Consider the following 26,574-nt stretch of genomic DNA (forward strand, 5'->3'; position numbering starts at 1 on the left):
GGCTGATCTATTGAGTGTGATTCAAACTTGTCGTTTTCCAGCTCGTTCAGTAATGACTTTTTTCCGTGAGGCTATTTCTGCCCATTCTTGTGACTTGGCTCGGCCTGAACTCATTCCCATTTTTCAGACCTGAATCCTTACTGCCTATTTCTTTGGCAACTACACCATCGCCTTAGACTACATTGCCCAAGCGAACCTCTACTTAATAGCAGTGTCAGGAGCAATTTATACTCCTGTTTTCCATTTTTATGCCGGGTTAACCTACTTGGCGTTATTATATACGCAGTCAGAAATTGAGCAAGGTAACACTCTTACACTGGTGGAAACCCATCAAACTACTCTAGCTCAATGGGCGCACTATGCTCCCATGAATCACCAACATAAAGTTGACTTAATAGAGGCTGAAAAAGGCCGGGTTTTAGGCAAGAATTATGAAGCGGGGGATTGGTACGATCGCGCAATTTCCGGAGCCAAGAAAAACGAATATATCCAAGAAGAAGCCTTAGCTAATGAACTAGCAGCTAAATTTTATCTGGACTGGGGCAAAGAAAAAGTTGCTTCTGGGTATATGCAGGAAGCATACTATTGTTACTCTCGATGGGGCGCAAAGGCAAAAATAGCCTATTTAGAACAACACTATCCTCAACTACTAGGGGCTATTCTACAACCGACTAAACGAGCTATCATATCTGAGGGAACAATCTCTCCAACGCTGATGAGAAGCTTAACTAGCACCAGTAACAGCAACAGCAAGAATGTATGGTTGGATTTTCCGGCGGTGATGAAAGCCGCACAAGCTATTTCTCAAGAAATTGAATTAGAGAAACTGTTAGCCACTTTGATGCAAATTGCGATCGCCCATGCCGGAGCGCAAACCGGAATTTTAGCGATCGATCGAGAGGCAAAATGGTTGGTAGTGGCGACAGCGGATCAAAACCATACAGAAAAGAGGTATATTCCTTTAGCTGAATGTCAAGAATTACCCCAAAGGTTGATTTATTCTGTAGCCAGAAGTCAAAAAACAGCGGTTTTTGATAACTTAAGCGCTTCCACTCAATTTGCAGGCGATCGCTATATCATCACCCAGCAGCCTAAATCTGCTTTATGTATTCCGATTAGCAAGCAGGGAAAATCGATCGCGATTTTGTATTTAGAAAATAATCTTACAGTGGGAGCATTTACAATGGATCGCATCGAAACCCTCCAAATTCTTAGTGCTCAAGCCGCTATATCCATTGAAAACGCCCGTTTGTATCAACAAGTAAAGAACTACTCTCAAACCTTGGAAGCGGAAGTAGAGCGAAAAACAGAAGAGTTAAGCCAAAAAGCTTTTGATTTAGAGCAAACATTGAAAAATTTACAGCAAACCCAAACACAACTAATTCAGAGTGAAAAAATGTCAGCCCTCGGTCAACTGGTAGCGGGGATAGCACACGAAATTAACAATCCAGTTACTTTTATTCATAGTAATCTTCAGCCGACAGAAAATTATATCAAAGCTTTGCTGAATTTGCTGGAACTTTATCAGCAAGAATATCCAAATAAAAGCTCAGCAATTAAAGCAAAGATTGAGGAAATTGAGTTAGCATTTATCACGGAAGATTTAACTAAGATCCTGCAATCCATGAAAGTCGGAAGCGAACGAATCAAACAAATTATCCTGAGTTTGCGTAATTTTTCTCGCTTAGACGAAGCAGAAATGAAATCTGTAGATTTACACGCCGGACTTGAAAGCACTTTACTAATTTTACAAAACCGCTTTCAAGAAAGTGAGAATCAACCGAAGGTACAAGTGATTAAAGAGTATGGCAAACTTCCTCATGTCTCCTGTTATGCGAGTGAGATGAATCAGGTATTTATCAGTATTATTAGTAATGCTCTTGATGCTCTCAAACAAGTTAGTAAAACTAATAAAAATCCTTTGATTAAGATTCAGACTGAAGTCAGAGAAAAAGAGTGGGTAAGAATTACGATCGCTGATAATGGTAGTGGGATTCCTACCCATATTCAAAAACGCATATTTGAGCCATTTTTTACAACTAAACCTGTGGGGAGTGGTACAGGTTTAGGTTTATCTGTCAGCTATGCTATTATCAAAAAACATCGGGTAAATTAACCTGTGATTCGACAGTGAGCAGCGGGACAGTTTTTGTAATTGAGATTCCGATAAACTATAGCAATTCTAAATGATTCGTAATTTTTTTACCGCACTCCAACCCTCCCCTTAGTAAGGGGAGGGAGTAAGAAATTTACAAATGATTTAGTAGGATGGCTATATCTGGTATAACTTGGGCTAGAGAGGGACTCAAATATTGATGTCAAGAGGAAACTAGCATGGGCTTAAAAATTCACCGGGATTTTCGTAATTGGGAAACGGACGATCGCATTGGTGACACCGAGTGGTAAACAAAGGGTGAGTATCCAGCAATTCCAATTGTTCCTCTCACCTCCACAATCAAAAAATCTGGGTTAGAGTTCGTCGATCGCAAAAATCAAGATTAGATATTCAAAACGGCTAGATTAATGGCGTACTTATCGTCGCCGTTGCTTCCTCTGTTCGTAAGGATAGCAGTCAATCACGCAAGATCTCATGTAACTCCCTTTGGAATCAGAGTCCATCAGTTCTAGATAGACATTATTCGGCACTTCAGAATATAGATAGGTTTTGCCACTATTGAAAACAACCTCCAGAGTAGAAGTTGTTTCGTCATAACCCACAGCTTTTATCATGCTGGATTCGACTGGTTGTAGTTTCATGCTTTCCCGATAAGTAAGGCTACCTGAAAAAAACAACATACCCAAATCCCGGACTTTTTAAAGAAGTCAGGACTCTAAAGCCCGATCGCACCTGAATTTCCCCTAAAATAATTTCTACTCCCTCAATCCCAAATCCCAAATCCCAAATCTAAAATCGAAATGACTCATTCCACCGATATCGTCACCCTCGGCCGCTGGATGGCCTCCGACTTCAGCAACCAAGCCCAAGCCTTTGAAAATCCGCCCTTCTTCGCCCACATCCGCGTCTGCATGAGACCTTTGCCCGTCGAAGTTCTGGATGGGCTCAGCTTGTACCTAGAGCAAGCCTACGATATCGAGCTGCACGTACCGTACCGAGTCCGAGTGTTAAAATTAGTCCCGGTGGGCGATCGAATCGATATCGAAAATTATGCCATAGAAAACGAAGAACAATTCTATGGCGCTTCCCGCGACCCGCAACGGCTGCAAGAAATCAAAAAAGCACAACTGACACTGCTGCCGGGCTGCACCTTTATTACGCACTGGACGGGCAACAGCTTCAAAGGGTTTGTCGAACCCGGAAAAGGCTGCATGGTGGTCAGAAAGGGCAAAAAAACTTATCTAGACAGCGAATTCGAGATTGACCAAGACAAATTTATTAGCCACGATCGCGGACGTGACCCCGAAACCGACGCCCACGTCTGGGGAGCCCTCGCTGGCCCCTTTGAATTCACCCGCCGCGCCAGTTTCGCCGACGAAATTCCGGTTTAATCCAAAAAAACTGAGTCCCTCCTGGGTGAACACGCTTGATTAAAGGTTCAGAATGCACCATTACCTGGTACATTAACCCAGTATTGGCAAGCAAGATTCACCGTTGATTTATGAAAGTCCTGGTTATTGGTGGCGATGGCTATTGCGGTTGGGCAACCGCACTCTACCTTTCTAACAAGGGTTACGAAGTTGGCATCCTCGACAGCTTCGTGCGGCGGCACTGGGATCTGGAACTGTGCAGCGACACCCTCACTCCCATCGCACCGATTCAGCAACGACTCCAGCGATGGCAAGATTTAACGGGCAAGTCGATCGACTTGTTCGTCGGTGACATCACCAACTACGATTTTCTCAGCAAAAGCATGAGAAAATTTGCACCCGAGGCGATCGTCCATTTTGGCGAACAGCGTTCTGCCCCCTTCTCAATGATCGATCGCGAACACGCAGTCCTCACCCAAGTCAATAACGTCGTCGGGACACTCAATCTGCTGTACGCCATCCGCGAAGACTTCCCCGAGTGTCACCTAGTAAAATTGGGGACAATGGGCGAATACGGCACCCCGAATATTGACATTGAAGAAGGCTACATCACGATCGAACACAACGGCCGCAAGGATACACTACCCTATCCCAAACAACCAGGCAGTTTCTACCACCTGTCAAAAGTCCACGACTCCCACAACATCCATTTTGCTTGCAAAATCTGGGGTTTAAGAGCCACCGACTTAAATCAGGGCGTAGTGTACGGCGTGCTCACAGATGAAACCGGCATGGACGAACTGTTGATTAACCGTTTGGACTATGACGGAGTATTCGGTACGGCCTTGAACAGATTTTGCATCCAAGCTGCGATCGGTCATCCTCTGACAGTTTACGGAACTGGCGGACAAACCCGAAGCTTCTTAGACATTCGGGATACCGTGCGGTGCGTGGAATTGGCTCTAGCCAACCCCGCGAAGGCCGGACAATTCCGCGTCTTCAACCAATTCACCGAACAATTCAGCGTCGGCGACTTAGCCTCATTGGTGCAAAAAGCAGGCACGGCAATGGGATTAAAAGTAGAAATCAACCACCTCGAAAATCCCAGAGTCGAGAAAGAAGAACATTATTTCAATGCCAAAAACACCAACTTGCTAGAACTCGGCTTGCAACCGCACTACCTCTCAGATTCCCTGCTCGATTCTCTGCTGAATTTTGCCACAAAATATCAGCACCGCGTCGATAAAAATCAGATTTTGCCGAAGGTTTCTTGGAAGTAAGTTCTGGCCTCTACCTGCGGGGAAAGAGCTTTTTAACGAACCGCGAAGGCGCGAAGGGCGCGAAGTAAGAGAAAAGAAGGGAAGAGAGGAGAAGGGTTCGCAAGTTCTGAATGGAGTTTGCTGTATATTAAGATGATCTATCTTTTTTATCTTTTGCTCTGTGTCCTCTGTGTCCTCTGCGGTTAATTAAAAAATTCCCTAAGGTTTTTAATGCTGGCTTTTTGGGAATAAATGCCGTAGAAATTCGCATTATCATTCTGTTGCTTTTGGTTGTTCTGCCCAGATTTTGGGCCCATGCAGGTTGTGCTTATTATTTAATACCGGAATGGGCTGCACTAACGGCGAGTTATCAAAATTACCGCGCCCGTTAGCGAAGCCCCAAATGCTACTGGAACAGAAATATCAATTGCCAGAACAGCACAGGCAATTCACAGAATTAATTGCTTTGCCGAAGGTGTGGGATTGCTTTTAGGTGGGATAATTGTATCGATCGGAATTCACGGAGTTTGTATGTTGCCCCCAGAAACATCACGAGAGTAATTAGTTGTGGTGAAGCTGCTAACAGAACCCTATTTAAACCAGGCAAGTAAATGGCCGAAAACAGGCCGTCACATTCTGGCACAATTTGATGAACATACGGTCGTAGTGTACCAAGCCTACCGTCCGGCGATCGGTCATTTTGCAGCTAAAAATGGTTATTTCGGCGGGGAATTCAGCCTGAATCGTATGAGTTGGATTAAGCCAAACTTTCTATGGATGATGTATCGATCGGCATGGGGTACTTCATCGGGTCAAGAAGTAATTCTTGCTATTTGGCTAAAGCGCTCGGCCTGGGACGAAATTTTAGCATCTGCTGTTCATTCTAATTTCGTTCCAGCAGTGTATGGAAGCGAAAAAGAATGGCAACAAGCTGTTAAAAATTCGGATGTACGGCTGCAATGGGACCCGGATCATCACCCAGATGGATCGAAAATGGATCGGCGGGCAATTCAACTCGGTTTGCGCGGCAGTGTTTTAGCTAGTTACGCGCGAGAATGGATTGTTAAAATCGAGGATATTTCCCAATTCGTGCAGCAACAGGGTCAATATAACGGAGGCGATACCACGCAATTACTGACTCCTTGTGAGACAGTGTATCCTGTCATCGACCCCGACATTTTCCAGAGGCTAGGATTATCGGCTCCCTAAGTAACTTACTATGAAAATTGCTCTTTTCACTGAAACATTTCTGCCGAAAATAGACGGCATTGTTACCAGACTGATTCACACTGTAGAACACTTGCAGCGCGCGGGCGAACAAGTTCTGATATTTTCTCCCGATTATGGAATTAAAGAATACAAAGGCGCCCGAGTTTACGGTGTGGAGGGTTTGCCTTTGCCGATGTACCCGGAACTGAAAATGGCACTTCCTTCTCCGGCTGTCGGTCGCCAATTACAGCAGTTTAAACCGGATATTATTCACGTTGTTAATCCCGCTATTTTGGGATTGGGTGGTATATATTACGGCAAAAAGTTGAACATTCCGATTTTGGCTTCTTACCACACGCATTTGCCGAAATATTTGCACCATTACGGTTTTGGAGTCCTCGAACCTTTATTGTGGGAATTGCTCAAAGGTGCCCACAACCAAGCAGAACTGAATTTGTGTACTTCTACAGCAATGGTGGAGGAACTCAGAAGCCACGGGATCGATCGGGTAGATTTGTGGCAGCGGGGCGTAGATACTGAAATGTTTGTCCCGGAATTGGCAAGCCGAGAAATGCGATCGCGCCTTTCTGAAAATAACCCAGACAGTCCCCTGCTGCTGTACGTCGGCCGCCTCGGTGCAGAAAAAGAAATCGAACGCATCAAACCAGTCCTCGCAGCGATTCCCGACGCCCGCCTCGCCCTAGTGGGAGACGGCCCGCATCGGCAAACCCTCGAACAATATTTTGCCGGCACCCCCACTAATTTTGTCGGCTACCTCAAGGGGCAAGAACTCGCAACAGCTTACGCATCGGCCGATGCCTTCATTTTTCCCTCCCGCACCGAAACCCTGGGCTTAGTGCTCCTCGAAGCAATGGCTGCGGGGACGCCCGTAGTGGCGGCGCGCAGCGGCGGAATTCCCGATATCGTCACCGACGGCGTTAACGGATATTTATTTGATCCCGCCGACGAAGGAGGATCTCTGACGGCCACCCAGCGTCTGTTTGCCAATCCCGAAGAACGGGAAACCCTGCGCCAAAACGCTCGCCGAGAAGCCGAACGCTGGGGTTGGGCCGCCGCCGCTGCACAACTGCAGCGCTATTATCAATCAGTGGTATTTGCCCAGTCTGTGCCCACAGCGGCCTAAATGTCCGGATCGGTAGCACCTTTAAACATTACCGCCACCTTAGCTTCCCTGTTCGATCGTCATTCGATCGTCAGTTGGTAGCGTTGTCGGGATGTCCTCAAAGACAGATCAAACTTTTTTGCTGCATAAATTGCCGTCGCTATCCTGCTGTTGCGTTTACCATTAAACTATGAGTAGCTCCCTCCGGAATGCCGATCGCGCTGCTTTCATAGCGCCCTTTACCTGACCGGATACGGTCGCCGAGTGCGCTAAAACAGTCACACCGCGCTCTTGCCGACCACACAGCGTCAAATGCACATTGCACTCTCGATCGAACTAAAGCCTGTCACCTAATTTTCAGGCCTTCTGTTTTGTGAACTCAAGTTCAGCTTGAATCGACCAAGTATCATCAGTCTCGAGCCAGAGTCGCATAGCCCAATACTTTGCTAAACTTATCTAAACCTATCCGTTGTAACAACTTTATGTGAAAACTCTCACCCTTGCACCTGAATTAATTGGAGTATCCTACTATGTTTGCCCTCAAGCGAGCGCTCAAATTGAATAAAAACGAAGCGACCTTAATGGTAAAACACGCGGGATTTAGACGGGTGGCGTTTAACATGGATCTGAGCCTTCGGACTCAGATGTACGGCGAGGGTAAGTTTTCGGACTCAAAAGTGATTAATGAAATCAATAAACTTTTGAGCGATCGCGTCAAGAAACAACCCGGATTTGCTGGGATGAATCAATTGTCGAGCAGGGTGGCTCAAAATGCCTTGATTGACTTAAAAGGTGCGTTTAGTAGGTATCGTTTTGGGCAATCAGGTCATCCCACTTTTGCTAGTCGCCGCTGGGGTCAATTGTTTACGGTAGATTCGTCAAAGGGAAAGGTTGTACTTGATACGGGCTATACAATTAAGATTCCTACACTTGTTGGGACGTTTAGACTTCACGAACCCTGGGACTGTGGCTTGGTTTCCCAGACTTTTACCATTTCAAAAGAAGGTAGTTGTTGGTTTGTTTCGTTCAGTGTTGATGCGGAACGTTTACCAGTCCAACAGCCTAAAAAAATCCTAGGTGTCGATCGGCGAATAAAATCCTTCGCCACCTTCAGCGAAGCTGAAGGGTCAAAAAATCAAGTTTTTGAGGCGCCCAAGCCGCTAAAACAAGCGAAAACCAAGCTGGCAACATTGCAACGCCAAGCATCAAGACAAGCGAGGGGTTCCAACAATCATCACAAAACCTACGCCCGCATCAGCCGCCTTCACGCCGGAATATTTTGCGTTCGTAAGGACTTTTTGAACAAGTTAACAGCTTATTTAGCCAAAAGTTTTAAGCTGATTAAGATTGAAGACTTGAACGTGAAAAGGATGATGGCTAATCATAAGCTGGCGGGAGCGATATCAGACCTGGGTTTTTACGAATTCAAGCGTCAACTGACGTATAATTGCCTTATGTATATGGTGACAAGAGTGCTAGTCGCTCAATGGTTTCCTAGTTCTTTGACTTGCTCGAACTGCGGTCAAAAACAAGCTCGGAAACTAAGTATTAGAACATATAATTGGCAGTCGGGTGGTGTGTCTATCGATCGGGATTTAAATGCTAGTATCAATATTTTGAATAGGGAACCATCGGCAGCCAGGAGGATAGCCTACTAACCTTGGGAGAGCCGACTCCCTCGACTACGTTGGGTTCAACAGCGTTGCCAGCAAACGTCAATTAGCTTGAGCTAAGTTTGAGTAAGTTTTACGAAGCAGGTTGTAAAAAAAACGATGTCTCGATCGAGCAGATGTAACAAGCAAACAGAAGTTGCGTGCGCCACTTTTGAACTCACGATTCATGAAAGCGACAAGCGAGTGTCGGCGCGTTTCCAAACAACTTAAATCGTTTGTACGGCCTCCGAATCAAGCGCCGATCGACCTGCGGGTCAGTCTACCCCTCTGAGAAAGCAGTTAATCATGACATTCTCCAATACTGGTAGCGTTCTGGCTACACTGACTCAAGTCAATTTTATGGGGGCATTGACCTCCCGTGTTAAGAGCCTGCCAGTTCCTGAATTAGTGTGCCTGCTCGACTTTATCACGGCTGAATTTCAGCAATTTATCCGGGCGATGGACCTGATTAACAATGAAGCACTCGAAACTCTCTTAGAGCAACTGTTAGATGCCTTCACTGTCAAAATTGGTCAAATTCTGCAAGCAGACCGGACAACAATTTTTTTGGTTGACTCCAACAAAAATCAACTGTGGCACAAAACAGTCGATGCACAGACGGGCGAAGATGTAGAAGTACGTTTGCCGATGGATGTAGGCATTTTAGGCTACGTAGCAACAAGCGGAAAATCGATAAATGTGGCGTCGGCTCGATCGCACGAGCATTTTAATGCCGAAATAGACCAACCACCGGGCTACCACATCGAGAGCATGCTCTGTATGCCGATTTTTAGCAGCAAGAGCCAAGAAGAACCCGTAGCGGTGGTCAGACTGTTAAATAAAGCTGGCGAGGCCCCCTTTACCGAGGAAGACGAACAGCAGTTCCAGGCTTTTGCAGATTCGATCGGGATTATTCTCGAAAGCTGTCAGTCTTTCTACGTCGTCGCTCGCAACCAGCGAGGGGTTGCCGCACTCCTGAGAGCCACCACGACTTTGGGTCAAAGTCTTGACTTGGAAACAACTTTGCGCGCTGTCATGGATCAAGCTCGCGACTTGATGCAGGCCGATCGTAGCACGCTATTTTTGTTAAATCGGGAAACCAACGAACTCTGGACAAAAGTCGCCAAGGCCGACGGCAAAACGATCGTCGAAATCCGCATTCCTGCTAATAAGGGAATTGCTGGCTACGTGGCTTCGACCGGTCAACCTCTAAATATTACAGATGCTTACGACGATCCCCGCTTTGACCCCTCTACAGACCAGCAAACCGGATACCGCACTCGGACTGTCTTGTGTCTGCCGGTGCATAACGCTAAAGGTGAGCTGATCGGGGTGACTCAGCTAATTAATAAGAACCAAGGTACTTTCACCACTTCCGACGAAGAGTTTTTGCGAGCGTTTAATTCCCAAGCAGGGATGGCGCTGCAAAATTCTCAACTGTTTCAGAACGTGATGGTGGAAAAGCAGTATCAAAAAGATATGCTGCAAAGTCTTTCAGATGCAGTAATTTCCACGGATTTACAGGGACGAGTTGTAACAATTAACGAAGCTGCGCTGGAATTGTTAGGGTGTCCGGTAAATCAACCTAAAAGCAAACACAATCCCCAGGTTTGGGAAGAAAAACTGATTGACCGCTATGTTTGGGAAGTTGTGCCGATCGAAAATTTGCAATTTCGGCTCGAAGACAGTCTCAACCATGCTGCCCGACATTACGTTCCCGAACAAAGTTTAACTTTGGGACTATTGGTGGAAAAAACCAGTTGTTCCGCAGAAACAGCAGCAAAAACAGAAGAAGAAACAGCAGAAGAAACAGAAGAAGAAACTTACATTTTGGCCGTGCCCGATCGCACTGACCCGAATTTATATTACGCTTGGGGCGAAAACAGCGCGTGGACTGAAGAAGTAGCGCTGGCAGAATTAGCTAATGCCCAATCTCTATTTTCGCTGTCCAAAGCAGCCCTGTATCACCCCTATTGTCCGCTGCCCATCCCCGCCTCTCGAATTAAACTAATTGAACGCAGTTTGAATTTGACTGTCAATCCGCTGATCAATCCAGAAGGCGGCGTGCGCGGCGGTTTAGTGGTACTCGAAGACATCAGCCACGAAAAGCGGATGAAAAATACGATGTACCGCTACCTGACTCCTGGAGTCGTAGATAAAGTGATGGCCTTGGGCGAAGGCGCCCTGATGGTGGGCGAACGCAAAGAAGTGACTATTTTATTTTCCGACATTCGCGGCTACACCTCGCTGACCGAAAATCTGGGAGCCTCCGATGTGGTATCCCTGCTGAACGACTATTTTGAAACGATGGTGGAGGCCGTTTTCCACTACGAAGGCACTTTAGACAAGTTTATCGGCGATGCTTTAATGGCGGTGTTCGGCGCGCCCCTGCCGCTGAATCCCCCGGAAAGTCACGGTTGGATGGCGGTGCAGTCGGCTTTAGATATGCGCCGGCGTTTGAAAGAGTTTAATGATTCTCGCCCCGGCGCAGATCCGTTTCGCTTCGGAATTGGGATTAGTTCCGGAGATGTGGTTTCGGGAAATATTGGTTCCCAAAAGCGGATGGATTACACGGTAATCGGGGATGCGGTGAATTTGAGTTCGCGCTTGGAACAGCTTACAAAGGAGTACGGCTGCGATATAATTTTAAGCGAATTTACTTACAGTTTGTGCCGCGAAGGGATTTGGGTGCGAGAGTTGGACAAGGTGCGGGTTAAGGGCAAAAATCAGCCGGTGGGCATTTACGAGTTGCTGCAAAATAGTTCTGAACCCATCGACGGGGAAACCGTTCGGTTTTTGGAACTTTACAGCAACGGTCGCGATGCTTATATTGCTAGAAATTTTCACAAAGCTATTAGTTGTTTTGAAGCGGCTTTAGCGATGCGACCCAGCGATCGAGCTGTAGAAGTTCACATCGAGCGCTCCCTCAGCTATTTGGAAATACCCCCGCCCGAGGATTGGGACGGCGTGCATACTATGACCAGAAAGTAGAATATTATATCACATCCGAGTGTTCAAAAGTAAAAAGATTGGATAGCCTTTTGATATATTCCTTATGACAGAGTAAAGAAGTGGAAAAATGTGAAAACATAAATCGGATGCCATATTAAAGTTAGTATTTATTTCCAGGCTAACAATTAAATGAGTTATTTATCTGTTCCCAATGCCACAAAAGCCGATCGGATTCTGGTAGTAGATGACGCACCAGATAATGTTTTGTTGGTGCAGACAATTCTGGAAGAAGAAGGTTACGAAATTAGCACGGCAGAAAACGGCTTTTCTGCCTTGAGCCAAATTGACAAGTCAGCCCCGGATTTGGTACTGCTAGACGTAATGATGCCGGGAATGGACGGTTACGAAGTCACCAAGCGAATTCGACAAAATAAGGAATTGCCCTTTATCCCGATTTTGCTGATCACGGCTCACGACAGTGCCAGCGTAGTCCAGGGATTGGACATGGGAGCAGACGATTTCATCCGCAAACCAGTAGAAATGGACGAACTGCTGGCGAGGGTACGATCGCTCCTGCGGCTAAAACACAGCGTAGACGAGCGCAATTCGATCGCCCTCCAGCGCGAAGATTTTGTGTCCCGCCTCGCTCACGACTTGCGGACGCCGCTGGTAGCAGCCGATCGAATGCTAACTTTAATGCAGCAGGGAGCTTTGGGAGAAATTTCGCCTCAGATGCGCGACGCCTTCGGGACAATGGTTCGCAGCAACAAAAACCTGATCGCGATGGTAAATATGTTGCTGGAAGTCTACCGCTACGAAGCAGGCCGCAAATCCCTAAGTTTCGCTCCCGTGGACTTGCGCCAGCTTATTACAGAAGTAGCTGAAGAACTATCTCCCCTAGCCGATGCTAAAAGTTTGTCCGTAAATTTGGACTTGACAGAAAGTGCAGAAAGTGCTCCGATTGCGAAGTATCCGGGCGATCGTCTGGAGCTGCACCGCTTGCTGACAAATTTAATCGGAAATGCGATTAAATTCACCGACAGCGGCTCAATAGATGTCAGCTTAAAAGCTGCTAATTCACCTGCTTATACTAGCTTCAAAAACCAACCGCTGGCATGGGTAATCATAGAAATCGAAGACACCGGCGCCGGCATTCCTCCCGCAGAACAAGCAAAGTTATTTGAAAGGTTTGGCCCGGGAACTCACAAGAAATCCGGTACAGGTTTGGGTCTACACCTCTGCCGCCAAATAGTCGAAGCTCACCGCGGCACGATCGAGGTAAAATCAGAGTTGGGTAAAGGCAGTTTGTTTACTATTCGGTTGCCTTGTTAGAGCGGTTTGACACTCCTGGGCCTAAAGGCACGAGGATTCTTGATTCACAGAATCGACTTGCCGATGCAGAATTACTTCAACATCGGTAGCGGTCAATTCTCCACAAGCGTTCGGATCTAAGATCCCTGTTCCGGTGTGCCCCACCGTACTCAATCCCCTCCTGGAGGATATTTTTAGCGGCGTTACGATCGCGATCTAACAGACATCCACACTGACAAGAGTGAGTTCGCGTCGATAGACTTTTCTTAACAATGGTTCCGCAACTAGAGCATTCTTGGCTCGTCCCGTGGGCTGGCACGGCAATCGTAATCCTTCCGAGGCGTTGCTGATTCACGGTATGAATCAACTTTTCGCTTGAAGTTACAAAACTCACTCTCAAGCGGGCTTATAGCAATTGGGAAATTTTTAATTCATACCCTAATTCAGCAACGCCTACTTTGCCGAAATATTCCAGCCCCACTCGAAACATATACCAAGATAGGTCGTTAATTGATTTAGCTAAACAATGATTCTTCACCATATTTTTAATCCTCAAGTCAACGCACTGCTACACAGTCGTTTGACTGGATGACGCCGGAGAGCCAATTTCACAGCAAAATCTTTACGCTGTCTACTTATTTTGAGGTGGCGCTTTCCTAGAATCACTCTAGCTTTTCTTCTGTTTTGCGAACCCTTGACTCGTTTTGAAACTCGTCTTTGAACTTTTTTTAACTTGCGTTCTCCCTTGCGGAGGAATCGCGGATTCTCGACTGCAACACCATTAGAGTCTGTATAGAACTCTTTTAGTCCTACGTCTAACCCGATGGCGTTGCCTGTGACTTCAATCTTTTCAGAGCGGTCAACTTGAACGCAAAACTGGACGTAATATCCGTCTGCCCGTCTCACCAAGCGCACTCGCTTGATCTGACTACGCTGATAGAAATGTAAGTCGCGAGTTCCTTTTAATTTGAGTTTTCCGAGTCCGTTCTTATCGGTAAAAGTGACAGATTTCCGATCATTAGCTAGACGCCATCCCGTAGTCTTGTATTCGACCGAGCGGTTGTCTTTCTGGAACCGTGGAAATCCCTTTTTTCCTGGGACTTTCTTTTTACAGTTGTCGTAGAATCGGGAGATCGCCGACCATGCTCTTTCTGAGCTAGATTGCCGAGCCATGCTGTTCAAGTCATCGCAAAAGGGAAATTCCTTAGCTAAAACAGCGCTATACTTGTTCAAGGCGTATTTATCGACTTTTTCGTTTTCCATCCAAAAGCGCAATGCTTTGTTTCGGATGAACTGCACCGTTCTAATTGCTTCGTCTACAGCGTCAAATTGCTGTTTTTTGCCGTATGCTTTAAACTCGAAAACAAGCATGACTTCGACCTAATCACGATACTCTTATAGACTTGGCTTAATACTGCCGAATTATTCACAAAACTTTACAAGCACGAGTAGGTCGCGTATCCCCTATTCTGGAAGAAAGCCGTCCTAGAAGGACGGGGTTTTAAACCCATTTTTTTGATAAACTGTAATTGTAGGGTGAGCCGTGCACACCAACTCAAATTATGGTTAATATAACGGATGTCATATAAGCTGCTACGCATCTAAATTGAATACAGAGACGGGCAGGATGCCCGTCCCACAAGAATTGTATAAAAATTGACTGTCAAATTAGATGCACAACAGCTTAATTACTTCGCAAGCGAATTTATGGCAATATGTCTAACTGTCCAGTGTGCGGTGCTGAATACATAGAAGAAAAAGCAGAGTTTTGCTCGATTTGCGGCTGGGATTTGACTCCCTACCCGCAGCGTGAATCGCCTTCCAAAACTTATTTAAAAAAAGAACAAGTTAGATTGCAGTGGGCAAAACAAATGTGGGAATTGACCCGCAATCAACAAAATTGGTCAGCCAAATTAGATGAGTTGCAGGGGGAATTGCAGCAAGGTGCGATCGCCCGCACGTACCTTCAATCTCAGTTAGAATGGGTTTTGTACCGCCTCGAACAACTAAACCCCGAATTCATTGTCAGCACTCTACTGAGGCTGGAAGACAAAATAGGCGCTATACCTGACAAAACTCCGGCTATCTCGGAAGTGGGGATGGACTACCGCCAACTGACAAAGCTATTAGAAACGGGAAAATGGCGCAAAGCTGACGAACACACTTGGGAAATCTTGCTGCAAATCGCTGTCAGGGAAGACGAAGGCTGGCTGAGTTGGGCCGATATTGACAGTTTTCCTCCTACAGACCTTCGCACGATCGACCAACTTTGGCAACAATACAGCAGCGGGCGGTTCGGGTTGAGCGTGCAGCAGCAGATTTGGGAAAGTACCGCGGCAAATTATACTGAATTTTGCGATCGAGTCGGCTGGCGAGTCAAGGAAAATTGGAAATATTACAGCGAGCTCTCCTTCAGCGAAAATGCTCCCCCCGGACATCTACCCGTCACCGCATGGAGACAGCGCGCCTGTTACGGGGCAGGTAAACTCACCGCAGCAGAAAACTTTGCCCGCATCGCCCAGAAACTTGCAGGTTGCGATCGGTAATCATCCAAAATAAAAAATTCAAAATCGACATTAACTGCTATAATCAAAACGGTTTAGCAACTGGGGCTGTGGCTCAGATGGATAGAGCAAGCGCCTCCTGAAGAATCGGGCACCCTGCGAGGAAACTCCGGGAGTGAATGTGGTCAAACTCGGTGAAACCTAAAGAGTTCGTGGGTTCCTATGACTCTAAGGCAATACCAAGCCAAGCCTGAGTTCAGGGCGATTATGCGATCGCCTTTATGGAAATCAGGAAGGTTTAGAGACTAGACGGCCACCACCTAAAGGCTGCAAGCCTATGGTGAAGGTATAGTCCAGAGAGTGGGGAAACTCACACAAATCTGAAGCGCTAGGTCGCCGGTTCGAACCCGGCCAGTCCCGTTAAAAATCCAGAAAAATTAAAAGCAGCAGGGGAAAGCCTAAGTTTTGCCCCTCTGTTTTGCATATCCCCTAAGGAATTGGCTCCCAGACAAGTAGAGCAACTGCCTTGGCGGTTGCTATAAAATCTGAAATCGAAAATCTCAAATCACCTGTTTAAGCCCCACCACAAGCGTAGAGTCAATCTAAAATCTAAAATCTAAAATCTAAAATCTCTGATCCCCCGACCCTTTTTTGAATTTTAATTTTTAATTCCTGTTAGTGGGCTGTACGTGCGGTATTTTTTGTTATGGTTCCTTTGTCAGTTACATAAAATTTTTATAGGTTTAGATGTGGTTAAGAATCAATTTAAACAAGTGGCGTTACAAGCGTTTGAAGACTTCACGCAGTTTTTGGTTCCTAGTAGGGCTTTTGATGGCCTGTTGGTTTGGCTATCAGCAGCTTAAGAGCGAATTTCAGAGACCCCAAGCTTTGTTAGTTCTAGGTGGGGCTATTGAGCGAGAGGTGTTTGCCGCCAAATTTGCTCTGAATTATCCTGAATTGCCGATTTGGGTGTCGTCAGGGAGCAATCCGGAGTTCGCCGAATGGGTGTTTTCAGAAGCCGGAATTGAGTCCGATCGCGTCCACTTAGACTACAGAGCGGTGGATACGGTAACAAATTTTACTACGCTGGTAGATGAATTGAAAGCTCAAGGGATTGAGAGCGTGTATTTGATCACTTCTGACGATCATATGCGGCGAGCTCAGATTATCGGCGAAATCGTGCTCGGCAGTCGAGGCATTAGTTTTAAGCCTGTGGCAGTTCCGTCTGGGCGAACCCCCGAACCAATGGAAAAAGCTCTGCGCGACGGCGCTAGGGCTATTCTTTGGCTGACAACCGGTTATACAGGTGCTAACTTCACCCAAGCCAGAATTCAATAAACAAAGGGAAGGATTAAGCAAGTTTTAATTTTTTTCCCTTCCCTGAGGTTGTAAAAGTTGTCTCCTCTAGCGATTTAACGAACCGCGAAGATGCTGATGACAAATGCGTAAGAAAAGAGAATAGAAGAGAACGAGTAGTTTAAAATTAGTAGATGAACTTCAAAAGCTAAAGTTAATGACAGACCAAATTTGGAGCCAATTCTGCCACAAGTTTTTGAGTGGCAGCAAGACTGCGGATGCTGTTTTTTCGGCTTTGGTGCCGGCTTTAGGCGAGGTGTTAAATTGCGATCGCGTCTTTCTGTACCTCCGCAATCCTGAAACCCAAAGGGGCCGAGTACCTTACTGCTGGCGTCGCAACTCAAACTATCCAGATGTTAGCGGCGCGGAATGGAAAAAAGAACCGGAATCTTTAGGGGAAGAAGACCCTTTGTTTGCAGCAGCTTTGCGAACTAAACCGTCGATTTTTGTTGAGGATGTTGAAACAGCGAATCCTGAAGTTGTCAACAAAGATTTTGAGGCAAAAGTGTTCGGACATCGAGCTTTGATTCACGCTCACCTTTGTTCTGACGGCTTATTGTGGGGGGTTTTGCAGCCTTGTATTTTCGATCGCCCCAGAGTTTGGACTGACTTTGATCGCCAAGTTATCGCAGCAGTTACAAAAAAAATTTCGCCCTTAGCTGTTGCTTTTGTCACCGCCTCAGCATCAAAAGATCAGCGATAAAAATCCATAATTTACCTGTAGGGAGCAGGAGGGCAATGAATTGGTGTCAACTTAAGACTAAAACCTGGTCTAGATCGGGGTTGTAGCCGAATCTCAATCCTCCTGGCATCCCCCACGGGGGACGAAAGACCGTTTCCAGTTCCCCCTTTTTAAAGTAGGGGGGATCGAGGCGCTAATCCTCAGACAAAAGTCTCGTACTAGATTTGAGCTGGTTGTTGTCACCAATGGTGGGGTGTACATCGCCCTACAAAGAGAGTTGGTTCACAATTGCTGTTTAAAAAACGCCCCAATTTTGAATGCCCCGACTGCTGAAAATCCCTTGAGCCCGACTAATATCATCCTCAGTGCCATCTACTACCACCAAATAATCGCCCGCGTGCAGGCTTTCGGTGTAAATTCTAGCTGTTTCTTCGGGAATTCCCAAGTCAGTCAAGGCTTTCACCATTCCACCGAAAGTCGCAGTCGCTACGCCAGTGCTTGCTACGCCAGCCACCAGTGAGGCGCCGAAAGTCCCCGCTGCAATCATCAGCCCGATTCCGGGAATAGCTAAACTTCCGAGACCCACTAGCACGGTGGCTAAAGCAGTATTTGTCAGAGTTTATCCTACCACTCCCGCTCCTGTGTCTAGATTTTTATCGCCCACTCGAGCGATCGTTTCAGTCTCGCCTACAGACTCGCCTGCATCCCTAGCAACAACCGAAACTTTATCCATTGGAAACCCGGAAGATTTCAATTCTGTCAGAGCTTGCTCGGCATCTTCGCGGTTAGAAAACAATCCCAACGCGCGGGTTTGATTGCTTGTTACCATATCTTTCTTCTTATCTCCTGTCAAATTAAACTCAAATTCAAGCCTAATTATTGCGATTGTTTTCAATCACTTATATTGATATTTTTCGATGTTTATCTTCAGCATTCATCTATCTGTAGATATAACCTGAAAAACAGCAACACAAGTTATAAAATCAGCGACCCAAGTCGTGCATGGCATTAATCTCGGTTGCACATCTTTGAGTCAGCGCTTCCAACTCCTCGCGATTCGATGAACCGGGCGCTTCAATTAGCTTGCCAATTCGCACCGTCAGCGGCACCGGACGCGGCACTGCTGAACCTTTGGAGGAAATGGCGTGAGTTCCCCACAAACTAACAGGTAACAGCGGCGCTTTAGCCTTAGCAGCTATCAGCGCAGCACCTAATTTTGGTTCAGTAATTCTGCCGTCTGACGTGCGAGTTCCCTGCAAAAATACACCCGTCGCCCATCCATTTTCCAAAGAGTTGATAGCCGATCGAATTGCACTGCGATCGGCACTTTCCCGTTTGACAGGATAAGCGCCGTACAGCGTAATTGCCTGCTTCAAAATAGGAACTTTAAATAACTCTTCCTTCGCCATAAATGCGACTGGCCGCCTCATGCAATTAGACAAAATCGGCGGGTCAAAATCGCTGGCGTGATTGCTGACTACCACCAGCGGCCCTTCTGCCGGAACATTTTCAGCACCGTAGATGCGGCCGCGAAAGTAAAGGTGCAGCATCGGGCTGACAATTGACCACTTGAATAAATAGTAGAGAAGTAAACTTTCGACTGGTTCGCGACTTTTGCTCACAGAAAACCTGAGATTTTAAATTACATCGAATATTAGCCTATCATATCAATTCCGGTTGCACCGGAATTATTGTTGACTGTTGAAGGAGGGGTCGAAAAACTGAATGATAGTTGAGTATTGACTGTTGATTCAATTTTACGCCCGACGATGCTAGCGGAGTTGATATCAGTTCAGCAATGACAAATGAATAGTATTTTGAGGTTTTTAGGGTGCTTGTGGCGCACCATTGGTGTCAACTTAAGGAAAAAGTTGCCGGCAGTTGGAAACCGCGCGTACACACACAAAACCCACCTACGTGGGTTAAAGAAGAAGTCCGCCTGGGCGGACGCAAGTTTGTGTAGCGCCATACTTCAGTCTGGCGAATTCTTTCCAAAGGCTCAATTTTCGGCAAGCATTGCTTTTTGTCCTTCCGAAGAAGTTGCGTAACCTAAGAAATCCTTAACTGTTTGGCTAGGAGGGTTTTTGTAGGCGTAGTACAACTGCCGCTTGTAAGGATAGTTACCAGCATCCGGCGTCGCACCGTTGACGGGAACAACGCGCACCGTTTTCTGATTGACTACTTGAGCGAAAGTCGCATAGCCAATGCCGTTGTTGCCTAAAGCTTGCAGCAGGGGAGTTGTCGCATCTCGATCGAGCTTAGTGATATTCGGCCCCGTGCCAAAATTAGCGCCAGAGAGCACTTGTTCTTTAAACGTTTGGTGAGTGCCACTAACTTCGGGTCGATTTATCACTTTAATCGGGCCTGCCGGGCCGCCGACTTTCGACCAGTCTTGAGCATTTCCCTTGAAGATATCTTGAACTTGAGCGGAAGTTAAACCTCCTTTAAACGGGTTGTTAATGCCGACTACGAGGGCGATCGTATCTAGGGCAACGGGCACAGCAGCCAAACCCTGAGCTTGTTCTTGAGCCGTCAAAGGTCGCGATATCGCTGCAATATCGACTGTTCCCGCCGCCAAATCCTGAATTCCTTTTTCAGAACCGTTCGCTTTGGTATCGACTGTCGTGCCGGAAAACTTGCCTTGAAAGCCGTTCTTGAGATTCTGATTGATTGTCACCATGCTGGTGGAACCGTCAATTCTCACCGCCGTGCCCGCGGGCACGGAAGCTGGAAGCGCAAAGGTACTAGCGGCAACAGGCGAAGCACCGCCACCTGCGGGCGCGACGGGAGGTGCGACAGCATCGCCTGCTGGTGGGGGAGGGGGTGTATTATTAGCATCTTGGGACGCTGGTTTGTTCAGAAAAAAGAACCAACCGCCACCGGCGAGCAAGAGAAATAACAGAATAAAAACTATGGGGGGAGGTCCGCTCTTAGCCATAAAATTCTCCTTAGTTGGGAAGTTCTTTGTTGTTGGAGCCGTCTAACATTTGCAGCCTGCGATTAACTTCATCGTCTAACGTCATATTTTCTAATTCTGCCTGAAGTCTTTCTTGGGGATTTTCAGATAGTTCTGCTAAAGCTTGCTGTTGGAGGTTGCGGCCGTGGACGGCATTTTTGGCTTGCTCAAATTGCGATCGAGCTGAATCAATGCTGAGGTCGTTGTTGACTTTGGATATGGCTCCGAGAGCTTCGTTAATCTCTGCCATATCTTTCATATTTTGCATATCGGTTTTGTAGGCTTCCAGCTTCAGCCGTTCTCGATTTAGCTTGTCTTTGGAAGCGTTGACGTACTGTTCGGCTTGTTTTACTTGGGATTCTAACTGCGGCAGAATTTGTTCTGTCTGAATTAGTTTGGACATTGCCAAGCGGGCTGCTTCTTCGTTGCCGTTGCGCTGGGCTGTGATGGCTTGGCGCTCTACGGTTTGCATTTCCCTAACTTTTTCTTCATATTTCGTTTTGGCGCGCTGGTAGGCTGCAACTTGGGTGGAGACTGCTGATGCTAGCTTTTGCACTGATTCTTGCATCGATCGCAGCGACTCTTCGGCTACCGCCACTGCCACCGGGCCGCCGGATTCTACGGGCAGTCCCCACATCCAGTTCCAGGCACCTACTATGGTTCTGCCTGCCTTGTCGCCCATCAACCAGTAAAGGACTTTTTTCATATAAAACACTCGGTAAGCTTGGTTTTTACGCCTAGTTTACATCAGGATTTGTCGATCGCCCGCTATGGTCGATCGATATCTACAATTTTATTGACACTCCCGGGCCTTTAGGCGTGGGGATTCTTTGATCTACGAGCCAGTTTGCTGAGGCAGGATTTCTCCAACCAAAGTAGGGACTGATTCTCCCAAAGCGCTACTTGGCTCAAGGCCAAAGGTTCCGGTATGCCCTACCGTACCCAATCCTCGGCTTAGGATGTTTCTAGCTGCGTTTTCATCACGATCTAAGACACAACCACATTTACAGACGTGGGTTCTAGTAGATAGCGTTTTCTCGACAATTTCACCGCAACTAGAGCATTCTTGGCTGGTGTATTGTGGCTTCACCGCAACCGTGATTTTCTCGAATACTTGGACGAAGTATTCAAGCCAGATACGGAATTGATACCAAGATGCGTCGTTAATAGACTTGGCCAGACAATGGTTCTTCACCATGTTTTTGATTCTCAAATCTTCGTAAACTATCACGTCGTTTGACGCTCACTACGCACCTTGCAAGTTTTATTGCATGGTGCAATGCGGCTGTCTACTTATTTTGAGATGGCGTTTACCCAGAATCTGTCTAGCTTTGCCCCTGTTTTTTGAACCTTTTATTTTCCTAGATACACGCCGCTGAGAGTGTTTGATGACTTTTTCACCTTTTCTCAGAAATCTAGGATTTTCAACCGTAGTTCCGTTCGAGTCGGTGTAGTATTCCTTTAAACCCACATCTAATCCGATCGTAGTACCAGAGGGTTCCGTGTTTTCTTTTCTATCGACATCTACACAGAATTGAACGTACACACCATCAGCACGTTTGACCAACCTCACCCTTTTTATTTGACTGATTTGGTAAAAATGTAGATCGCGTGTACCTTTCAGTTTTAATCGTCCAATTCCTTTTTTATCGGTAAAGTTGATAGACTTCCGATCATCAGCAAGCTTCCAGCCACTGGTTTTATATTCCACCGAACGGCAATCTTTCTGAAATTGTGGATATCCTTTTTTACCAGGGACATTCTTCTTGCAGTTATCGTAAAACCGGGAGATAGAAGACCATGCTCGCTCTGCACTGGCTTGTCTAGCCATCGAGTTGAGTTCGTCGGCAAATGGAAAATCACTCGCCAGTATGGCACAGTATTTATTCAAGTCGTTTTTGTTCATTTTTTGGTTGTCCATCCAATAGCGCAAACAGCTATTTCGGACGAACTGAGCTGTAAGAATTGCTTCGTCTACTGCACTGAACTGATTTGATTTTCCGTATGCTTTGAACTCAAAAACTAACATGGCTTCACCTCCCACCTTATACTACGCGCTCCAGCATAAAATGTTCGGCTAATTATCAAAACGTTACAATTAAAGCCGTCCTAGAAGGACAGGGTTTTAAACCCAATGTTCTTGATAAATATTTTCTAAATGCCTGGATCGTCTATCCCCAAGTTGCACAACAGGCAATAGTCGGATTTGCCTGTTGTGCGATTCGTTTTTTGCCAATCTTCGGATCAATTAACTCTTAATTTTAGAGCCTGCCGTTTAATAACAGGCTAAAAATAGATTAAGCGGGCAAATCTGCAAAACTGCTAACATTTACCAGCGCTAAATCCGGACAAGTCCGTTTGATCAAACCTGTGAGAACTTTGCCCGGCCCAATTTCCACTACGCGATCGATTCCTTGTTGTGGCAATTGCAGAGAAATTTCTCGCCACCGCACGCCTTTGGTCATCTGCTGAGTCAACCGCTGCTTTAAAGTGGCTGCGCTGGTAGTGGCTGACGGTTCTGCGTTCGAGAGCACCAGCATTTTAGCATCGGAAAACCTTGCAGACTTTAACGCTAGTTGAAACTCTGCCGCCACTGATGCCATCAGGGGAGAGTGAAACGCACCAGAAACATTCAATTTAACGGCGCGTTTGACTTTGATTTTGGCCAGCAAATCTTCTACTGCTGTGGGCGTTCCAGAAATCACGACTTGTGCTTCGCTGTTGTCGTTTGCCAGCACCACATCTCGGCTGTATTGAATTTGCAGTTCTAGTTCCTGCCTGTCGAACCCGATCAAAGCCACCATTTGCCCGCCAGAGGCAGAGTCCATGAGTTCGGCGCGGCGTTTGACTAAGCGCAATCCGGTTTCAAAGTCAAAGACGCCTGCTGCGTAGAGGGCCACGTATTCTCCTAAACTGTGACCGGCAACGACTGCTGGCCGATCGCTTTTTTCTCGCACTAAGTCGGTCAAAATACTTTCTACTACGAACAAGCAAGGCTGAGTGTAGAGAGTCCGAGATAGTTTTGCTTCTTCTTTTTGGCAAACTTCCGCGACAGACCAGCCTAAAATTTCTTTAGCGAGCTCAAATTTGGCTTTGGCTGTTGGCAAGTTTAATAAGTCTGCACCCATCCCGATCGCCTGGGAACCTTGTCCGGGAAATACCCATGCTGTTTTAGTCATTTTTCCGGTAATCTGCTAATTGGTGGTTGCTAATTGGTGATTGCAAAAATTCTTTGTTTCCCGCTTCTAAGTTCGCTCGCTGGTATCCGCTATCTTTCGGTTAACGAACTATCTACTTGCGACTCACAATTATAACCTATAACTGCGATTTTTACCAGGTTTATTTTTTTTTGCTACTTTAATCAGATTAATAGCCGTAGCACAATTTTCAACCTTCAAGCCGGAGAAAGTCGATCGAAGAATAGAGGATTTTCAATCTCAGGGCGCGCTTGTCAAGAACTCCTGGCCCGATGGTGTACGGCTGCGCCCCTTGCCCCATGTATGGCGTGTTAAAGGATTTGTATTTTGCAACGGTCGCACTCCCGACAATAAGCAGGCAAGTTTACAGCCGCCAAACATTATACCAGTTCCCAAAAAGAATGAAACTGCTTTACCAGCTCCCAACCCATAGTTCCTCAGTAATTCCCAATCGAAAATCGAAAATCGAAAATCGAAAATCGAAAATCGTATTACCTTCCCCATTGAAAGATTGCCGCCCCCCAAGTCAAACCTGCACCGAAACCAGCCGCAGCAATAGTATCGCCCGTTTTAACTTTACCCTGACGCACCGCTTCGTCTAAGGCAAGGGGAATTGAAGCCGCTGAGGTATTGCCGTAATTTGCCAAATTGCTGATTACTTTTTCCGGTGGAATCTTTAGCCTTTGAGCCACTGCATCGAGAATCCGCTGATTGGCTTGGTGCAACAGCAGCCAGTCAATTTCTGCCGCGCTGACATTTGCCCGAAACATCGCTTTTTCTATGACTTCCGGCACTTTTCTCACGGCAAAGCGATAAATTTCTTGACCATTCATTGTGATGGGATGAAATCCGCCAACTCCGACGTTGACGCCCTCAATTAATTCTTTTGACTCGGCTTTGTAAGCCAAATTGAGAGACGAATTTTGCGTGCCGTCGCTGCGAATTTCAAATCCCAAAAAGGAATCGACTTCTGAAGCTTGCAATACTACCGCACCTGCACCGTCTCCAAATAGAATGCAAGTACCCCGATCCGACCAATTCACCCAGCGAGACAAAATATCTGCTCCGATCAGCAAAACATTTTGATAAACCCCTGTCCGAATGAACTGCGAGGCTGTAACTAAACCAAAAATAAAGCCCGAACAAGCTGCTGTCAAATCAAAAGCCACTGCTTTTGTGGCACCCAACTGATATTGAATTTTACTGGCAGTGCCAAACAAATCGTCAGGACTTGAGGTCGCCAAAATAATCAAATCAATATCTGTGGGCGAAATTTCTGCCATGGCGATCGCCTGAAGCGATGCGGACGACGCTAAATCGCACAAAGAAGTGCGATCGTCCGCCAGCCTGCGGGAGCGAATGCCCGTTCGCGCTCCAATCCACTCGTCATTCGTTTCTACTATCTGACTCAAACCGTTATTATCAAGCGAAACCTGCGGTGTACAAGAGCCGCTACCCGTGACGGCAATGCCGAACCCTGATTGCTGCAACATTCCTCTCCATTTACTCGCTGTTCGATCTAGAAATTAAAAATTAAAAACTACCAATTAAAATTATTTTTTAAACTGCTGAAATTACTTTTTTTTTAAGCAAAACCGCTTGTTTAAGCTGACATTTTTAATTTGACATTTTTAATTTTTAATTTCTACTTACTGCCTTTAATTCACAGCTTCTTGTTCCAGAGCGCTTTGGTGATTGGACGATCGAATTCGCTCCAGCACTTGGTTGTCAATAGCCTCCTTCGCCAAACGAATGGCATTAAAAATCGAGGCAGCTTGAGACGAACCGTGGCTGATAATGCAAACTCCAGCAACGCCCAACAGCAAACCGCCGCCGTGTTCAACATGGTCTACCCGCTGCTTAAACCCCTTGAGGCTTTCTTGCAGGAGGGGAGCGCTAATTTGATTTTTGAGTCCGGCAGCCAATTCTTCCTTAAGCACTTGCACCACGACTTCGCCCACCGCTTCGGCAAACTTCAACAACACGTTGCCGACAAACCCGTCGCAGACAATCACGTCGAACTTCCCAGACAGCACGTCGCGGCCTTCGGCATTGCCCACAAAAGGAATGTTCGGGTTGTCCACCAATAACTGGTGGGTTCGCACCGCTGCATCGTTGCCTTTAGAAGGTTCTTCGCCAATGTTGAGCAGGCCGATTTTAGGTTCGGCCACGCCCAGCACGCACTGGCTGTAAATAGTTCCCATAAGAGCGAACTGCTCCAAAAATTTGGGGCGGCAGTCCACATTAGCGCCGACATCGAGAATGAGTACAGAGCTGCCCGGTATCATTGTCGGCAAAACAGCACCGATCGCAGGGCGATCGATTCCGGGGAGCCGCCCCAACCTGAGCAGGGCAGCAGCCATTGCCGCGCCGGAGTGACCAGCGGACACCACAGCATCAGCTTGCTGCTGCTTTACCAAGTTCATCGCTACGTTAATCGAAGCGTTGGGCTTGCGTTTGAGGGCACTCAAAGGTTCTTCGTGCATTTCCACCGCTCCTTCTGAAGGAACGATTTGTAGCTGACCTTTAGAGACGCGGCCGATCGCGTCTTGTTGCCGGAGCGAGTCTTCTATTTGCTGCGGGTCGCCCACGAGCAAAATCTCTACGCCTAATTCTTCTTGTGCCTTAAGCGCTCCAGCTACAACTTCGGCGGGGGCGTGATCCCCACCCATAGCGTCTATCGCAATTCTTGCGCGTGTCGATCCCATTGACCAATGTTTGAGAAACACTAAAAATTCTACCAGGAATTGACACTCCCCACGGCTGAAGCCGGGGGATTCTTCAAGACGGACTTGAAAGGGACAGGCAAAAGTCCCCCTAGACGCTCAAAACAACTACCAGTACCAGAGGTATTGCAATTGCGCTTACTTTCAAATTGTTTTCGCTT

General features: G+C 46.7%; 20 protein-coding genes and 3 pseudogenes. 11 read left to right on the top strand and 12 right to left on the bottom strand.

Going from position 1 to position 26,574, the window contains the following annotated elements; translation table 11 throughout:
- Nucleotides 1–265 precede the first annotated feature (265 nt).
- Complete coding sequence (locus ACUVJL_RS31420) at nt 266–2,116, top strand: ATP-binding protein (protein ID WP_445249416.1); 1,851 nt, start codon at nt 266–268, stop codon at nt 2,114–2,116.
- A gap of 416 nt (nt 2,117–2,532) precedes the next feature.
- Here ACUVJL_RS31420 and ACUVJL_RS31425 read toward each other — a convergent pair whose 3' ends face one another.
- The gene (locus ACUVJL_RS31425) at nt 2,533–2,757 is read right to left on the bottom strand and encodes a KTSC domain-containing protein (protein ID WP_445249417.1); all 225 of its coding nucleotides are present in this window, start codon (nt 2,755–2,757) and stop codon (nt 2,533–2,535) included.
- 159 nt (nt 2,758–2,916) lie between these two features.
- Between ACUVJL_RS31425 and ACUVJL_RS31430 the strand changes: the two genes are divergently transcribed.
- The 7 genes from ACUVJL_RS31430 to ACUVJL_RS31460 all read left to right on the top strand — a co-directional run bounded on the left by ACUVJL_RS31430 (nt 2,917) and on the right by ACUVJL_RS31460 (nt 13,013).
- Complete coding sequence (locus tag ACUVJL_RS31430) at nt 2,917–3,507, top strand: chromophore lyase CpcT/CpeT (RefSeq protein ID WP_445249418.1); 591 nt, start codon at nt 2,917–2,919, stop codon at nt 3,505–3,507.
- Between the two features lie 110 nt (nt 3,508–3,617).
- A complete protein-coding gene (locus tag ACUVJL_RS31435; protein WP_445249419.1) occupies nt 3,618–4,766 on the top strand; it encodes an NAD-dependent epimerase/dehydratase family protein in 1,149 nt (382 codons plus the stop codon).
- 546 nt (nt 4,767–5,312) lie between these two features.
- Entirely contained in the window at nt 5,313–5,954 is a 642-nt protein-coding gene (locus tag ACUVJL_RS31440) for a DUF4291 domain-containing protein (RefSeq protein ID WP_445249420.1), read from the top strand.
- Nucleotides 5,955–5,964: 10 nt separating this feature from the next.
- A complete protein-coding gene (locus ACUVJL_RS31445) occupies nt 5,965–7,098 on the top strand; it encodes a glycosyltransferase (RefSeq protein ID WP_445249421.1) in 1,134 nt (377 codons plus the stop codon).
- A gap of 509 nt (nt 7,099–7,607) precedes the next feature.
- Nucleotides 7,608–8,735 carry an RNA-guided endonuclease InsQ/TnpB family protein gene (locus ACUVJL_RS31450; RefSeq protein WP_445249422.1) on the top strand — a complete coding sequence of 376 codons (1,128 nt, stop codon included), beginning with the start codon at nt 7,608–7,610 and terminating at the stop codon, nt 8,733–8,735.
- A gap of 300 nt (nt 8,736–9,035) precedes the next feature.
- A complete protein-coding gene (locus tag ACUVJL_RS31455) occupies nt 9,036–11,720 on the top strand; it encodes a GAF domain-containing protein (RefSeq protein WP_445249423.1) in 2,685 nt (894 codons plus the stop codon).
- A gap of 150 nt (nt 11,721–11,870) precedes the next feature.
- Nucleotides 11,871–13,013, top strand: a complete 1,143-nt coding sequence (locus ACUVJL_RS31460; RefSeq protein ID WP_445249424.1) for a hybrid sensor histidine kinase/response regulator — start codon at nt 11,871–11,873, stop codon at nt 13,011–13,013.
- 21 nt (nt 13,014–13,034) lie between these two features.
- Here the strand turns inward: ACUVJL_RS31460 and ACUVJL_RS31465 are convergent.
- Nucleotides 13,035–13,332, bottom strand: a pseudogene (locus ACUVJL_RS31465) (zinc ribbon domain-containing protein); the annotation flags it as partial.
- Between the two features lie 114 nt (nt 13,333–13,446).
- Nucleotides 13,447–14,363 (bottom strand): annotated as a pseudogene (locus ACUVJL_RS31470) (RNA-guided endonuclease InsQ/TnpB family protein); the annotation flags it as partial.
- 344 nt (nt 14,364–14,707) lie between these two features.
- Here ACUVJL_RS31470 and ACUVJL_RS31475 point away from each other — a divergent pair.
- The 3 genes from ACUVJL_RS31475 (at nt 14,708) to ACUVJL_RS31485 (ending at nt 17,555) form a co-directional block, all read left to right on the top strand.
- Nucleotides 14,708–15,538 carry a GUN4 domain-containing protein gene (locus tag ACUVJL_RS31475; RefSeq protein WP_445249425.1) on the top strand — a complete coding sequence of 277 codons (831 nt, stop codon included), beginning with the start codon at nt 14,708–14,710 and terminating at the stop codon, nt 15,536–15,538.
- A 705-nt stretch (nt 15,539–16,243) separates the two neighbouring features.
- Nucleotides 16,244–16,834, top strand: a complete 591-nt coding sequence (locus tag ACUVJL_RS31480) for a YdcF family protein (protein WP_445249426.1) — start codon at nt 16,244–16,246, stop codon at nt 16,832–16,834.
- Nucleotides 16,835–17,009: 175 nt separating this feature from the next.
- On the top strand, nt 17,010–17,555 hold the full coding sequence (locus ACUVJL_RS31485) for a GAF domain-containing protein (RefSeq protein ID WP_445249427.1): 546 nt from the start codon (nt 17,010–17,012) through the stop codon (nt 17,553–17,555).
- A 274-nt stretch (nt 17,556–17,829) separates the two neighbouring features.
- Here ACUVJL_RS31485 and ACUVJL_RS31490 read toward each other — a convergent pair whose 3' ends face one another.
- The 9 genes and pseudogenes from ACUVJL_RS31490 to plsX form a co-directional block, all read right to left on the bottom strand.
- The gene (locus ACUVJL_RS31490; protein WP_445249428.1) at nt 17,830–18,126 is read right to left on the bottom strand and encodes a hypothetical protein; all 297 of its coding nucleotides are present in this window, start codon (nt 18,124–18,126) and stop codon (nt 17,830–17,832) included.
- A 27-nt stretch (nt 18,127–18,153) separates the two neighbouring features.
- On the bottom strand, nt 18,154–18,363 hold the full coding sequence (locus ACUVJL_RS31495; protein ID WP_445249429.1) for a general stress protein: 210 nt from the start codon (nt 18,361–18,363) through the stop codon (nt 18,154–18,156).
- 154 nt (nt 18,364–18,517) lie between these two features.
- Complete coding sequence (locus tag ACUVJL_RS31500; protein WP_445249430.1) at nt 18,518–19,156, bottom strand: lysophospholipid acyltransferase family protein; 639 nt, start codon at nt 19,154–19,156, stop codon at nt 18,518–18,520.
- Nucleotides 19,157–19,533: 377 nt separating this feature from the next.
- Entirely contained in the window at nt 19,534–20,472 is a 939-nt protein-coding gene (locus ACUVJL_RS31505; protein WP_445249431.1) for a phosphate ABC transporter substrate-binding protein, read from the bottom strand.
- Between the two features lie 10 nt (nt 20,473–20,482).
- A complete protein-coding gene (locus ACUVJL_RS31510; protein WP_445249432.1) occupies nt 20,483–21,196 on the bottom strand; it encodes a PspA/IM30 family protein in 714 nt (237 codons plus the stop codon).
- 129 nt (nt 21,197–21,325) lie between these two features.
- A pseudogene (locus tag ACUVJL_RS31515) lies at nt 21,326–22,519 on the bottom strand (RNA-guided endonuclease InsQ/TnpB family protein).
- 268 nt (nt 22,520–22,787) lie between these two features.
- Nucleotides 22,788–23,669 (bottom strand): ACP S-malonyltransferase, encoded by an 882-nt coding sequence (gene fabD / locus ACUVJL_RS31520; RefSeq protein ID WP_445249433.1) that lies wholly within the window; start codon nt 23,667–23,669, stop codon nt 22,788–22,790.
- A gap of 509 nt (nt 23,670–24,178) precedes the next feature.
- Entirely contained in the window at nt 24,179–25,180 is a 1,002-nt protein-coding gene (locus ACUVJL_RS31525; RefSeq protein WP_445249434.1) for a beta-ketoacyl-ACP synthase III, read from the bottom strand.
- A 165-nt stretch (nt 25,181–25,345) separates the two neighbouring features.
- Entirely contained in the window at nt 25,346–26,395 is a 1,050-nt protein-coding gene (gene plsX / locus ACUVJL_RS31530) for a phosphate acyltransferase PlsX (RefSeq protein WP_445249435.1), read from the bottom strand.
- Nucleotides 26,396–26,574: the final 179 nt, after the last annotated feature.

The sequence above is a fragment of the Microcoleus sp. OTE_8_concoct_300 genome (assembly GCF_031383065.1).
Taxonomy (GTDB): Bacteria; Cyanobacteriota; Cyanobacteriia; order Cyanobacteriales; family Microcoleaceae; genus Microcoleus.

What these genes read in the sequence shown, in the direction of transcription:
- ACUVJL_RS31425 (WP_445249417.1), bottom strand. Translation starts at nt 2,757, where the DNA reads ATGAAACTACAACCAGTCGAATCCAGCATGATAAAAGCTGTGGGTTAT.
- ACUVJL_RS31430 (WP_445249418.1), top strand. Translation starts at nt 2,917, where the DNA reads ATGACTCATTCCACCGATATCGTCACCCTCGGCCGCTGGATGGCCTCC.
- ACUVJL_RS31435 (WP_445249419.1), top strand. Translation starts at nt 3,618, where the DNA reads ATGAAAGTCCTGGTTATTGGTGGCGATGGCTATTGCGGTTGGGCAACC.
- ACUVJL_RS31445 (WP_445249421.1), top strand. Translation starts at nt 5,965, where the DNA reads ATGAAAATTGCTCTTTTCACTGAAACATTTCTGCCGAAAATAGACGGC.
- ACUVJL_RS31450 (WP_445249422.1), top strand. Translation starts at nt 7,608, where the DNA reads ATGTTTGCCCTCAAGCGAGCGCTCAAATTGAATAAAAACGAAGCGACC.
- ACUVJL_RS31455 (WP_445249423.1), top strand. Translation starts at nt 9,036, where the DNA reads ATGACATTCTCCAATACTGGTAGCGTTCTGGCTACACTGACTCAAGTC.
- ACUVJL_RS31460 (WP_445249424.1), top strand. Translation starts at nt 11,871, where the DNA reads ATGAGTTATTTATCTGTTCCCAATGCCACAAAAGCCGATCGGATTCTG.
- ACUVJL_RS31475 (WP_445249425.1), top strand. Translation starts at nt 14,708, where the DNA reads ATGTCTAACTGTCCAGTGTGCGGTGCTGAATACATAGAAGAAAAAGCA.
- ACUVJL_RS31480 (WP_445249426.1), top strand. Translation starts at nt 16,244, where the DNA reads ATGTGGTTAAGAATCAATTTAAACAAGTGGCGTTACAAGCGTTTGAAG.
- ACUVJL_RS31485 (WP_445249427.1), top strand. Translation starts at nt 17,010, where the DNA reads ATGACAGACCAAATTTGGAGCCAATTCTGCCACAAGTTTTTGAGTGGC.
- ACUVJL_RS31495 (WP_445249429.1), bottom strand. Translation starts at nt 18,363, where the DNA reads ATGGTAACAAGCAATCAAACCCGCGCGTTGGGATTGTTTTCTAACCGC.
- ACUVJL_RS31505 (WP_445249431.1), bottom strand. Translation starts at nt 20,472, where the DNA reads ATGGCTAAGAGCGGACCTCCCCCCATAGTTTTTATTCTGTTATTTCTC.
- ACUVJL_RS31510 (WP_445249432.1), bottom strand. Translation starts at nt 21,196, where the DNA reads ATGAAAAAAGTCCTTTACTGGTTGATGGGCGACAAGGCAGGCAGAACC.
- fabD (WP_445249433.1), bottom strand. Translation starts at nt 23,669, where the DNA reads ATGACTAAAACAGCATGGGTATTTCCCGGACAAGGTTCCCAGGCGATC.
- ACUVJL_RS31525 (WP_445249434.1), bottom strand. Translation starts at nt 25,180, where the DNA reads ATGTTGCAGCAATCAGGGTTCGGCATTGCCGTCACGGGTAGCGGCTCT.
- plsX (WP_445249435.1), bottom strand. Translation starts at nt 26,395, where the DNA reads ATGGGATCGACACGCGCAAGAATTGCGATAGACGCTATGGGTGGGGAT.